At 64.9% G+C, this 12,256-nt stretch carries 12 protein-coding genes and 1 tRNA gene; 6 read left to right on the forward strand and 7 right to left on the reverse strand.

The features are described from left to right. Positions 1–27 precede the first annotated feature (27 nt). From AB2U09_RS16465 to AB2U09_RS16475, 3 genes are all read right to left on the reverse strand, one after another. Positions 28–201 (reverse strand): DUF7556 family protein, encoded by a 174-nt coding sequence (locus AB2U09_RS16465; RefSeq protein ID WP_459193825.1) that lies wholly within the window; start codon positions 199–201, stop codon positions 28–30. Between the two features lie 232 nt (positions 202–433). Further along, positions 434–1,276, reverse strand: coding sequence for an aldo/keto reductase (locus AB2U09_RS16470; protein WP_459193826.1), 843 nt, complete (start codon positions 1,274–1,276; stop codon positions 434–436). Positions 1,277–1,758: 482 nt separating this feature from the next. Beyond that, positions 1,759–1,832, reverse strand: a tRNA-Val gene (locus AB2U09_RS16475). 89 nt (positions 1,833–1,921) lie between these two features. Here AB2U09_RS16475 and AB2U09_RS16480 point away from each other — a divergent pair. The 4 genes from AB2U09_RS16480 to AB2U09_RS16495 all read left to right on the forward strand — a co-directional run bounded on the left by AB2U09_RS16480 (position 1,922) and on the right by AB2U09_RS16495 (position 5,519). Then, positions 1,922–2,437, forward strand: a complete 516-nt coding sequence (locus AB2U09_RS16480) for a DUF192 domain-containing protein (RefSeq protein WP_459193827.1) — start codon at positions 1,922–1,924, stop codon at positions 2,435–2,437. A gap of 100 nt (positions 2,438–2,537) precedes the next feature. Then, entirely contained in the window at positions 2,538–4,475 is a 1,938-nt protein-coding gene (locus AB2U09_RS16485; protein WP_459193828.1) for an ABC transporter ATP-binding protein, read from the forward strand. Between the two features lie 154 nt (positions 4,476–4,629). Beyond that, positions 4,630–4,995 carry a universal stress protein gene (locus tag AB2U09_RS16490; RefSeq protein WP_459193829.1) on the forward strand — a complete coding sequence of 122 codons (366 nt, stop codon included), beginning with the start codon at positions 4,630–4,632 and terminating at the stop codon, positions 4,993–4,995. Next, positions 4,992–5,519, forward strand: a complete 528-nt coding sequence (locus AB2U09_RS16495) for a GNAT family N-acetyltransferase (protein ID WP_459193830.1) — start codon at positions 4,992–4,994, stop codon at positions 5,517–5,519. Before AB2U09_RS16490 ends, AB2U09_RS16495 begins: the two co-directional genes overlap by 4 nt. Before the next feature lie 60 nt (positions 5,520–5,579). Here AB2U09_RS16495 and AB2U09_RS16500 read toward each other — a convergent pair whose 3' ends face one another. Beyond that, positions 5,580–6,017 carry a universal stress protein gene (locus AB2U09_RS16500; protein WP_459193831.1) on the reverse strand — a complete coding sequence of 146 codons (438 nt, stop codon included), beginning with the start codon at positions 6,015–6,017 and terminating at the stop codon, positions 5,580–5,582. 122 nt (positions 6,018–6,139) lie between these two features. On the opposite strand from AB2U09_RS16500, the gene AB2U09_RS16505 reads away from it, so the two are divergent. After that, a complete protein-coding gene (locus AB2U09_RS16505) occupies positions 6,140–6,589 on the forward strand; it encodes a universal stress protein (RefSeq protein WP_459193832.1) in 450 nt (149 codons plus the stop codon). A 79-nt stretch (positions 6,590–6,668) separates the two neighbouring features. Continuing rightward, positions 6,669–7,763 (forward strand): DHH family phosphoesterase, encoded by a 1,095-nt coding sequence (locus tag AB2U09_RS16510; protein ID WP_459193833.1) that lies wholly within the window; start codon positions 6,669–6,671, stop codon positions 7,761–7,763. 39 nt (positions 7,764–7,802) lie between these two features. On the opposite strand, the gene AB2U09_RS16515 is transcribed toward AB2U09_RS16510, so the two are convergent. The 3 genes from AB2U09_RS16515 to AB2U09_RS16525 all read right to left on the reverse strand — a co-directional run bounded on the left by AB2U09_RS16515 (position 7,803) and on the right by AB2U09_RS16525 (position 11,494). Beyond that, a complete protein-coding gene (locus AB2U09_RS16515; protein ID WP_459193834.1) occupies positions 7,803–8,900 on the reverse strand; it encodes a phosphotransferase family protein in 1,098 nt (365 codons plus the stop codon). 16 nt (positions 8,901–8,916) lie between these two features. Further along, positions 8,917–9,348, reverse strand: coding sequence for a DUF5807 family protein (locus tag AB2U09_RS16520; protein WP_459193835.1), 432 nt, complete (start codon positions 9,346–9,348; stop codon positions 8,917–8,919). A 799-nt stretch (positions 9,349–10,147) separates the two neighbouring features. Further along, positions 10,148–11,494: an orc1/cdc6 family replication initiation protein gene (locus AB2U09_RS16525; protein ID WP_459193836.1), complete on the reverse strand. Its 1,347-nt coding sequence runs from the start codon at positions 11,492–11,494 to the stop codon at positions 10,148–10,150. Positions 11,495–12,256 lie beyond the last annotated feature (762 nt).

Genomic DNA, 12,256 nt, shown 5'->3' on the forward strand with positions numbered 1-12,256 from the left:
AACGGCCACGAGGTCGATGCGGTCGCGTTATCTCCAGTCGTCGAGCGAACGGGCCCGGGCTGCTGTGGCCGAAATCCACGCCTCCTCGCGGGCAATGTCCGCGACCACGAACCGGGCGTCTCGGCCCGCCCCGTCTACCGTCGCGACGACCTCGGCGTCGCTCGCCGCGCTGTCGCCGGGCGACCGCGTCTCGGTACACATACCCTCATGTTCACAGGACGCCACTATGAATGTTCTGGTTCTGGTGCTATCGTAGCTAGCATCTAAACATCTGATTTCGTATCCTGAACTAACGTGGCTTTCTATCCGCAGAGTGTGATCGGGATATAATATAGTTATCCGACGATAGTATCGACGACTACGGGTAGTCATCGGGCGACCGGGCGAAAAAAGCGATAGTCGGGCTGCCGAAACGGAGTCTCGAATCCGTTCGCTACTGGTTGATGCCGTAGACGTCGCCGGACCAGTCCCGTGCCGGGTGGTCGTAGACGGGATGGTTCCGGTCCCGGTCGTCCAGCGCCGCGAGGTCCTCGTCGTCGAGCGACCAGTCGAACAGCTCGAAGTTTGATTCGATATGGTCGGGCGAGGACGATTTCGGAAGCGCGACGATATCGCGTTCGATCGCCCACTTGAGCACGATCTGTGCGGGGTTCTTGTCGTGCCGCTCGGCGAGATTCTGCACGACCTCGTCCTCGAAGACTTCGGTCCGGGCGAGGGGCGCCGCGGCCTCGATCACGGTGTCGGTCTCGCGGCAGTACTCGACCAGGTCCGGCCGCTGGAACCACGGGTGGAACTCGATCTGGTTGACGGCGATTGGGACGTCTGAGACGTGCTGGGCGCAGCTCAGCTGGTAGGCGCTGAAGTTCGAGACGCCCACGTTCTTGACGAGCCCCTCCTCGTGGAGCGTCGCCATCGCGTCCATCGACTCGCGCAGCGAGACCGCGGGGTTCGGCCAGTGGATGAGATACAGGTCGAGGTAGTCGGTCCCCAGTCGATCGAGAGAGTCCTCGCAGGACTCGATCAGCGAGTCGTAGTTCAGGTTCTTCGGGAGCACCTTCGACGTGAGGAAGACTTCCTCGCGGTCGTACTCCGCGAGTACCTCGCCGATCTCCTCCTCGTTCATGTACCCCTCGGCCGTATCGACGTGCGTGTAGCCGGCATCGAGGGCTGTGCGGACGCCTTCTTTGACCGTCTCGCCGCCGATGTCCCACGTGCCGAAGCCGAGCTGCGGGAGTTCGTCGCCGCTCGGGAGCGTCTTCGTCGGAACCGTCGTCATAGAACTGTCACCGCCTCGGCGTTGGGATGGTAGCGGGTTCAAACTACTGATCCTCGCGGTTTTCTCCGTTATCGATCGGCGAGCGCGACGCGGATCCCCTTCGTCAGATCACTGTCTGTACTCCCTTCCATCCTCACCGCGGCCCCCTCCACTCAGTAACGGTCGAAGCTGTGTAGCTTCGAAACCACCGTTCACTTTCGTTTGCGTTTATTCGGAGTCGTTGTTGGTGCCCAAAGAGATGTAAAACGAATCCCTCATAGGGGGACGATGGGGGGATACGGTCCTTGTCCTAGAGAGATTTTAGGTTTGACCCCTCCACTCCCCGCCCGAGGGCTGGCGATAGCTCGGTGACTCTACGGACCAATCACTCGCCGTCGTCACCTACTAGAAGTCGTCTGCGAGCAATGGATACGCGGCAACGTCTCCAGTGGTGAGTGTCTGAGGAAAGGGCCCAGAGACGGCCGCTTACCTCATATATCGGATGGGTTCGGGCGGATTTGAACCACCGGTCTCGGCCTTGTAAAGGCCGCGTCATAACCAACTAGACCACGAACCCTCGCCCGAACGTACCGACTGACTCGGAATAACCCTTTCTCTCTCGGTCGAACCCGCAGGCTTACGAGCGGGCCGCTCCTCGCTGGGAACATGGTCGACAGCCGCATCGTCTGGGGGCTCGCAGTCTTTCTCCTCTTTTTCGTCGGCGGCGTCTACGTCAGCCAGTCAGGCCTGATGTACCAGATCAACCCGCCGAACCCGGACAGCTACGAGCGGGTCACAGTCACCGCCTACGACGAGAACGGGACGGAACTCGCCGCGGTCGAGGCGCGAGTCGCCGACACGAAACCCAAGCGCTGGCTCGGGCTCAGCAACACCTCGGAGCTTCCGATGGGCGAAGGAATGCTGTTCGACCACCCTTCGGAAGGGAACCACGGTTACGTAATGCGCGACATGGCGTTCCCGCTGGACATCGTCTTCATCGGCGCCGATGAGCAAGTGACAGCTGTCCACCACGCAGGCGTCCCCGAGGGAAGTCCCGAGAAAACCTATCGAGCACGCGCGAAGTGGGTCCTCGAAGTCCCGCGCGGGTGGGCGAACGAGACGGGCGTCGACGCGGGCGATCGGATCGCGATCCCGGCGGCGGCCCAGAACGCCAGCGGATGATCTGAACCGGGGCACTCCCGAGCCACTCCCGGCTTTCGATACGGGAAGGGTTCTCACGGCTTCGACGCGCTTTTGCGGGACGACTCCCTGAAGATAGTCGATGAGTGTAGACCTCGACGAGGAGGAGGTCTTCGACGACGTCCGCGACCGGGTCGACCAGCCGATGCGTCGGCTGTTCGCCGAGTACGGTCGCGACAATCTCCCGCAGTTCGTCGTCGGCCTGATCAGCAGCGTCTTCGCACGCGTGCTGGACCTCCTCCCGCCGCTTCTGTTGACACTGGCGATCGACGCGACCTTCCGCGACACCACTGCATACAGTATCCCACTGGTCCCCGACGCGTGGCTCCCGACCGGGGCGGTAGGGCAGATCTGGTTCACAGTCGCCCTCATCGCCGCGGCGTTCGTGGTCGGTGCGGGCTTCCACTGGACGCGCAACTGGGGCTGGAACTCCTTCGCCCAGAACATCCAGCACAACGTCCGTACCGACACCTACGACAAGATGCAGCGGCTGAACATGGAATTCTTCTCCGACAAGCAGACCGGGGAGCTGATGTCGATCCTCTCGAACGACGTGAACCGGCTGGAGCGGTTTCTCAACGACGGGATGAACTCCTTTTTCCGGCTGTCGGTGATGGTGCTCGCCATCGCCGCCATCCTGATGTACTGGAACTGGCAACTCGCGCTGGTGACGCTCGTGATCGTCCCGATGATCGCCTTCTTCACCTACAAGTTCGTCAAGACGATCCAGCCCCAGTACGCCGACGTGCGCTCGTCGGTCGGCCAGCTCAACTCCCGGCTGGAGAACAACCTCGGCGGCGTCCAGGTCATCAAGACCGCCAACACCGAGCGCTTCGAGTCCGACCGGGTGGAGGACGTCTCGGAGGATTACTTCGACGCCAACTGGGCGGCGATCAACACGCGGATCAAGTTCTTCCCCGGACTCAGACTGCTCTCGGGCGTCGGCTTCGTCGCGACCTTCCTCGTCGGCGGGATCTGGGTCGTCACGTACGAAGCGACCGGCAGCGCGCCGTGGTTCTTCACCGGCAAGCTCTCCGTGGGGCAGTTCGTCGGGTTCATCCTGCTGTCCCAGCGGTTCATCTGGCCGATGGCGCAGTTCGGGCAGATCATCAACATGTACCAGCGCGCCTACGCCTCCAGCGAGCGCATCTTCGGGCTGATGGACACGCCGAGTCGCATCGTCGAGGATCCCGACGCCGAGGAACTCGTCGTCTCCGATGGCCACGTGGAGTTTGACGACGTCTCGTTCGGCTACGACGACAGCGAGAACATCGTCGAGGACATCGCCTTCGACGTCGAAGGTGGCGACACGGTCGCGCTCGTCGGCCCGACCGGCGCCGGGAAATCGACCGTCATGAAGCTCCTGCTGCGGATGTACGACGTCGACGAGGGGGCCATCCGGATCGACGGCGCCGACCTCCGGGAAGTCACCATCCCGAGCCTCCGGCAGGCGATGGGCTATGTCAGCCAGGAGACGTTCCTCTTCTACGGGACCGTCGAAGAGAACATCGAGTACGGCACCTTCGACGCCGACCGCGAGGACATCGTCGAGGCGGCGAAAATGGCCGAAGCTCACCAGTTCATTCAAAATCTCCCCGACGGCTACGACACGAAGGTCGGCGAGCGCGGCGTCAAACTCTCCGGGGGACAGCGCCAGCGCATCGCGCTCGCGCGGGCCATCCTCAAAGACCCCGACATCCTCGTGCTCGACGAGGCGACCTCCGACGTCGACACGGAGACGGAGATGCTCATCCAGCGCTCGCTGGACAAGTTGACCGCCGACCGGACGACGTTCGCCATCGCCCACCGCCTGTCGACCATCAAGGACGCCGACAAGATCGTCGTCCTCGAAGACGGGAAGATCGTCGAGCGCGGCTCTCACGAAGAGCTGCTTGAAGACGACGGCCTCTACGCCAAGCTGTGGGCCGTGCAGGCCGGAGAGATCGACGAACTTCCCGAGGAGTTCGTCGAGCGGGCGGCCCGACGGCGGGCCCAGACCGAAGCCTCGGACGACGACTGACGCCCCGTTCACCGGTTCGGTCACGACCGGACCGCGTTCGCCTGCGAGTACGGTCGCCGACTGGGGCATTTGTTTGCGGGTGCGGTCGGGTACCACGGGGCGCGGGCCGCGACAGGCGGGAAGCTTTTTGCGTCCGGACGCGAGAGGCTCGGACATGAAAGTCCTCCTGGGCATGGGCGGGAGCCCGGACGGGTTCGACGCGCTGGAGGAGACGCTGGCTCGCGCTCGCCAGGCCGGAGACGACCTCACTGTCGCCGTCCTCGACACGTCCGAAGACTACGACGTCGACGACGTCGGATCGCGCATCCGCGACCGGATCGCCGACGCGGAGATGGACGTCGAAGTCGAGCAGCTCCCGGGCCATCCGGGCAGTCAGCTCTCGGAGTTCGCCGAACAGGAGGGGTTCGACCGCATCGTCATCGGGGGCGGCCAGCGCAGCCCGATGGGAAAGATCGAGCTCGGTGAGGTGGCCGAGTTCGTCCTGCTGAACGCCACGACGACGGTGACACTCGTTCGATGACCGGACGCACCTATCCCGACGAGCCGACCGATTCGTTCCCGGAGCCGCCGCTGTCGTTCACGGACGGCGACGGCCGCGAGATCCGGATCGAGGCGAGTAGCGTCGACGACTTCGACGCCCTCGTCGAGATGTACGGCCAGTTCGACCCCGCCGACCGCGCCCAGGGGATCTCGCCGGTCAGGGAAGAGGCCATCCGCGAGTGGCTCGACACGCTGCTGTCCGAGGAGTCGATCAACGTCGTCGCCGTCGACGACGGCGACACGGTCGGCCACGCCATCCTTGTGCCCGACCGCGAAGAAGCGTACGAACTCGCCGTGTTCGTCCTCGGCGACTACCAGGGCGCCGGCATCGGGACGAAACTCCTGCGGGGGCTGCTGGGCCAAGGCTGCGCGGAGGGCGTCGAGCAGGTGTGGCTCACGGTCGAGCGCTGGAACGATCCGGCGATCGCCCTCTACGAGAAACTCGGGTTCGAGACGAGCAGTTCCGAGAGCTTCGAACTCGAGATGTCGATCCGGCTGGCCTGAATCGAATGGTCCGGTCCCGCGTCGTCCGGTCCCGAAAAGTCTTTTTTGGACGAAGAGATCTCAGACGGAGAGGACGGGCTGGCTGGCGTACTCGACGACGTACTGGGCGGACTTGCCGAGCGTCTCGTCGGGTTCGATGCCGTGCTCGCGCGGGACGACGATGAAGTCGACGGACAACTCCTCAGCCACGTCGAGGATGGCGCTGCCGGGGTGCTGGCGGAGTCGCGAGCGGGAGAACCCGACGACCGTCGAGTGCGTGACGGGGACGTCGTCAGAGAGCTCGTTCGTCTCGTCGGCGAAGGTCACCTGTTCGTCGGCGACGGTCTCGGCGTCGACCTCGCCGGTCTCGATCCCCCGTTTGACCGGTTCGTCGATCACGTGCAGCACGTGGACCGCGGCGTCGTAGCGCTCGGCGACCGCCAGCCCGTAGCGGACGGCCTCCTCGGCCTGGTCCGTGGCGTCGACGGGAACGAGGACCTGCTCGATGTCGAGGCTCATCGTCCACACCTCTGTCAGGAGAGGGCAAAAAGTCACCGAGGTCCGGGCGCGGCCGGTGATGGCCGGCGGATGCCACGGCGTGTCTCGCGTGGTTTATGGGCCTGGGCGGGGATGGTTCGACCATGTTCGACACGGTGGTCATCGCGACCGACGGCTCCGAGAGCGCGTCGCGCGCTGTCGACGTCGCGCTGGACGTCGCCGCGAAGTTCGACGCGGACGTCCACGCGCTCTACGTGGTCGACCGGGGGGACGTGGCGGCCTCGCCAGACGAGCTGCGGAAGGACCTGGTCGACGCCCTCGAAGCCGCCGCCCAGGAGGCACTCGACGACGTGCGCGAGCGGTCCGGCCGCTCGGTCACGACCGCCGTCCGCAACGGTCGCCCGGGCGCCGAGATCACCCAGTACGTGGAGGACGTCGACGCCGACGCCGTCGCGCTGGGGACGCGCGGCCGCCACGGCGACCACGGGTTCGTCCTCGGGAGCGTCGCCGACGCCGTCGTCCGCCGCTGTGACCGCCCCGTACTCACCGTCCGCCAGCTCGACGCGACAGAGAGCGAAGAGCAGGTCGTCTGAACGCGTCGAGCCCAGCCACGCATCGGTCCGACCCTCGCGTAACCGGGGGCTTCATTGCCTCGCGGCCGCTCCGCCCGATATGGACGATTGGCTCATCGACGGCGACCGACTCCCGCTCGAACGAAAGTCGGTCCTGCCGGGCGAGGGATTCTTCTACCCCGATTCGCTGCAGGAGACGAAAAAAGAGAGTGAGGCCGTGGACGCGCTGTCCGGCGCGGAGACGGTCGTCATCGCCGACACGGACGCCGACGGACTGGGCTGTGTCGCCCTGATCCGCGAGGTCCACGGCGACGAGGCGGCCATGGTCCCCTCGGGACCCCACGAACTCCGCCAGAGCATCGAGTGGGCCGTCGAGTACGCGCCCGACGACGCGAGCGTCTTCATCTGTGACCTCTGTCCCGACAGCACCGACGACGTCGAGGGCCTCGACGCGCTCGCCGAGCGGACGACCGTCCGCTGGTTCGACCACCACCAGTGGGACGACGACCTCGCGGCCGCCGTCGAGGAGGCCGGCGTCGACCTCACCGTCGGTGACTCCGAGGAGGTCTGCACGACCGACGTCGCCCTGGCCGAACTCGACGTCGACTTCTCTGAGAAGTTCGAGGACCTCGCGCGAGTCACACGCGACCACGACCTCTGGATCAAAGAGGACGAGCGCAGCGACGACCTCGCGGACTACGCGATGTGGGCCGAGCCCGAGGAGTACGTCAGGGTGATCCGCCGCTACGGCGTCGACTTCCCCGAGGCCGTCGAGGAGTTCCTCGAAGAGGAGCGCGTCGAGAAAGAGGCGCTCATCGAGAAGGCCGTCGAGCGCGCGGAACTGCGCGAGGTCGGCGAGTGGACTGTCGGCGTCACATACGGTCGCTGCTCGCAGAACGAGGTCGCCGAGGCGCTCCGCCAGCAGGGCGCCGACGCGTCGGTCATCGTCAAACCGGCCGGCAGCGCCTCGATCCGCGGCTCCGAGGGCTTCGAGCGCGCCCACGAGGTCGCCGAGCAGGTCAACGGCGGGGGCCACCCCCGCGCCGCGGGCTGCAAGCCCGACGTCTACGACGACATGCTCGACTACGCTCACCACTGGACGACCCGCGGCGCCGTCGCGAAGCAGGCCATCCTCGACGCCTTCCGGAATCTGCCGCCCGAAGAAGCGGAAGAAGGCGTCGACACCGAGCGATAAACCCGCAGCCCGCCAGACTGCGCCGACTGCACAGGCTGCTCAAACTAGTTCTTCGAGGTTCTCGCGGAGCGTCTCGATACGCCGGCGGCGGATCGACTCGTCTGCGCCGCCCCACCAGACGTCGAACCAGCCGAGTTCGGTGATCCACGTGACCGCCAGGTAGAACGACTGCCGGCGCTCGAAGGCGTCGTCGTGTTCGAACGGTTGGTCGCGTTCGTCTTCGTAGGCCGCGAGGATCGCTTCGCGCACCCGCTCGCGAGTGGGTGAGCCGGCGGGGGCCTGCCGGGAGAACTCCCGGACGACCCACGCCAGTTCGTAGCGCGGGTCGCCCGCCTGTGCGGCGCCCCAGTCGAGGACGGCCGTGACTTCGCCGGTATCGGGGGCCGCCAGCATGTTCCCCGGGCGGTAATCGCCGTGGAGCAACACCGACTCGGCCGTCAGGTCGAGGGTCGTCAGTCGGTCGTCGACGTACTCGCGCAGGTCGGCTTCGAGGTCCGCGTCGCTGTCGTCGAAGTCGTCGAGCGCAGACGTGACGACGTCACGCAGGCGCTCGCGCCAGGTCGTTCGACTGTCGGGGACGACCGGTTCGCCGTCGGGACCGGCAACGTGCTCGCCGTCCGGGCCAGCGATCAGGTCGCCGAACCGGTCGTATCGCCGGAGGTCGTGGATCCGGGCGAGGTATCGGCCCGACTCCCGGAGCAGGCGTTGACTGGCTGCTGACTCCTCGTCCGGTACCCACGAGGGGGGTTCCCCCGGCATCCGTTCCATGAGGAAAGCGGGGGTCGGCACCCACTCGGGGGCCGGCACCGAATCGGGAGTCTCGTGCGTCTCGCAGACGCCGAAGACGTCCGGGACTGGCAGGTCCGTCTCGCGGGCCGCCAGAGCGAGCAGGTCGACTTCGGCCAGGAATCGTTCCGGGGGACGCGCTGTCGCAGCGCCGCCGGAGCGTCGGCACTTCAAGACGGCGTCGCGTTCACGACCGTCGCTGTCTCGGACGGTGACGCCGTAGACGAAGTCGCTCCCCTCCGGGAGTGATTCGGCGTCGATAAGCGTCCAGTCGGGACGTATCGCCGACACCGTCGCCGCTACGGCCGCGGTCGAGAGACCGTCGTCGCCGTCGGGTCCGGGGTAGCTCACGGTCGGGCGCCGGCCGTCACTTCTCGCCGGCGAGCCACTTCTCGGAGTAGGCCGTCCCGCAGGAACACTGGACGTAGCCGTGGATCACGTCACCTTCGTTGTAGAGGCCCTCGACCTCCTCGTTCTGTTCCTCGGCGAAGGCGAAGACGAACCGGGCGTCGTGGGGACCCTCCGTCTCGTCGGCGTCGGGACAGACCCCGCCGGTCGCGTCGGCGTCGACGGTGCCCTCGTTGGCCATCGCCTGCTTCGCGAAGGCCATCGGATCCTTGTCGGTGGCTCGCTGGAAGGCGCTCCGACCGCTGTCGCCTTCGACGACGAGGACGACGCCGCCATCGACCCGCTCGCCGTGGCCCGCCAGCGCGTCGATGCCCGAGACGGCGTCCTCGGCGAAGTACATGAACACGTCTTCCGGCCGCTCACCGGCCAGGAACTCCTCTCGGTCGCTCATGCTCACAGGGAGTCGGTCCCCGGTGAAAAAGTGCCCGCCATCGCTCTCCCTCGCGACTGCGCGACACGCTTCAGTGAAAGCCGGACCCGATGGCAACGCGAGCGTGACCATCCGTGCGGGGATTCCACTGGTTGTCCGCTGGCATCGATCGCACGCTCGTGGCCGCCGACCGTCGTGAACGGGTGGGACGGTGTCTGACGTGCGTCTTTCGGCTCGGGACCCCGTGTGCGAGATGAATTTGCTTGTCGACCGGTCGGTCGATCACGACTGGCCGCGGGGGTGTCGATTCGAGTCGGTTTCCCGGCGGGATACCCCATGTGCGAGATGAATTACCGTACCTGATGGGAGCTACGAGAACGGAATTCGACGCGTGGGTCGGCTGGCCAGCCGGAGTCACAACAGTGCGTGGATCGGCCGGCGAGAAAGAGTCACAACAGCGTCTGGAACAGTCGGTGAGTCGGAGTCACAACGGGAGACCACGAAACCGGCCGCTGACCGGGGAGCCTGGCTCGACCGTCGAACCCCTCCGTCTGCGGAATGAATTCTGAGACTGGTGGAACCCCTCCGTGTGCGAGATGAATTCGCCGGTTGACGTACGGAGACCCTTCGTACGGAATGAATTGGCGTCGAATCGGTGGTCGCCCTGTGTGCGAAATGAAACTCGAACGGGGCGAACCCCCCGTCTGCGAGATGAAACCGGCGTCAGACGGACGCACACCCCGTGTGCGAGATGAAACCCGCGTGCGGAAGCGAACGGACACCCCGTGTGCGAGATGAATTTCGTGATCGGGCTGAAGCCTCAGTGCTCCTCGAAAAACTCCTCGATCTGCGCGTTGACGACGGATTCGATCAGCTCCTCGTTGCTCTCGACCTCCTCGAGCCTGATGTCGGCCTGCAGCGTCTCCGCGACGACCTTCGGGTCGTCGATGAAGGTGTACTCCTTGTGGACGCCGCTGCCGTAGCCGCGACCGCGTTTCTCCGAGGTGATGAAGTTGTACGTCTCCGCCTCGCTCATGTACCGGAGGTACGAGTCGCGGGACTTCTCCTCGGTGTCGACGAGTCCGGTCAGGTACTGATAGACGCGATAGGCGACGGTGCTCGGGACCGCGTTCAGGCTGCGCTGGGAGTAAACGGGAACGATGGCAGTCGCGTACAGCGAGAGCTTCTTCTGAGCCGACAGGCCCTGCATCTGCGTCAGGGTGCGGTCGCGTTCGGCCTCTTCCTGCGCGTCCCGAACGTGGTCCTCCTGGACTCGTTCCTGGCCTTCCCGGTCGGCGATCTCACCGGCCTTCCTGAACAGGTCGATCGCCTTCCGCGCGTCCCCGTGGTCCTGCGCGGCGAAGGCGGCGCTGAGCGGGATGATCCCGTCTTCGAGGACGCCCTCCTGGTAGGCGTCGCGCCGCCGTTCGAGGATGGCCTGGAGCTGGTTGGCGTCGTAGTCCTGAAAGACGACGTCCTGCGGGTTAAACGAACTCTCCGCACGACCGTCCAGATCCTCCATGAATCGCGGATCGTTCGTGAGCGCCGCGACAGAGACGTGGCCGTCGATCCGGCCGAGCTGCGTCGCTCGGGAGAGCTGATAGAGGAGTTTCGAGTAGGCGGGTTCGGCGTTGGGGTCGCGCTGGCGGCCGACGAGGAGGTCGACCTCGTCGAGGATGATGATGACCGAGTCGAAGTTCTCGCTCAGGATCTCGTAGAAGCGGTTGAGCTTCTGGTCGGTCGAGATGCCGCTCTCGGGGACGCCCAGATCGACGCCGGCCTCCGTCGCGGCGTTCTTCGCGAGCCGGTAGACCGCCCGGTCGTGTGACTTGATCGTCTGACAGTTGATCCTGATGACGCCGAATCGGTCGTCCTGGGACTTCGAGAGCTCCAGCACCTGCTCGCAGACGGCGTTGATGATCAGCGACTTGCCGGTCCCAGAGGGACCGTAGAGGAGCATGTTCGGCGGCTTGTTGCCCTGAAGCGCCGGTCGCAGGTAGGTGATGATGTCCTCTAGCTGCTGTTCCCGCCCCACGATTCGGTCCTCGTCGATGACGACGTCCGGGTCGAGCAGCCCCTTGTCCTTGAAGACCGAATTCTGCACGCCCTCCTGGAGACGACCCTTGATGGATTCAGAAAGTAACGAGCTGTCGTCGCCATTAGCCATGATACCCGTCTGTACGTCCTCCTATATATAACTCCTGAGACCGCGTGCGAGATTAAATACCCTGTATATCGGTGCTTCGGCCCGTCTCACAAGAACTGTGAAGAATAGGCGGTGACCGGTGGCAAAGTCAATTTCCACCCCTACCCCGTCTGCGAAGTGAAATCGCGGAGCGAGCGGCGTCCCCAGTCATTCCGAGCCGCGATTGTGGGGAACTGCTGAGAATCATCACGGGGAGTAGTGGAAGATGTTCGTTCACTACCCCGACGGCGAGACCGACGGCGAGATGATCGATCTCGTCACCACCCACACCCCGTGTGCGAGATGAAATCGGCGAGAGGGAGGTCGGCCGGTCGTGCGGTCTTCGGCGACATTCGGGAACCAGACGAGCAGTGGATGAAATTTTCGGGTGTCACAGTCGGGCGTGCCCGATCGGGAGACCGACAGATCATGATTCAACTAAATATAATAATTCTGCTTGTTTCTAATTCGGGGACCCTAGATGGACTACGGAACAGGTTACCATCTCTCCATCATAAATCCACTCTTTTCTAGTGACGGATCGAGTTTCGGTTATCTGCTCGAAGATCGTCGCCGTGACGGGTCGATGACCGCACATCAGTCGTCTCCGCTGGAATCCCAGTCCCTCTCCGCGATCCACCCCCCACCCTCTCACCGATTTCATCTCGCACACGGGGTGTGGGGGGTTCGGCCCGTCACGCTCGGTATCAGTATTTCACTTCGCACACGGGGTGTGTGCCTGAG

The organism is Halosimplex yunnanense, from assembly GCF_054504345.1.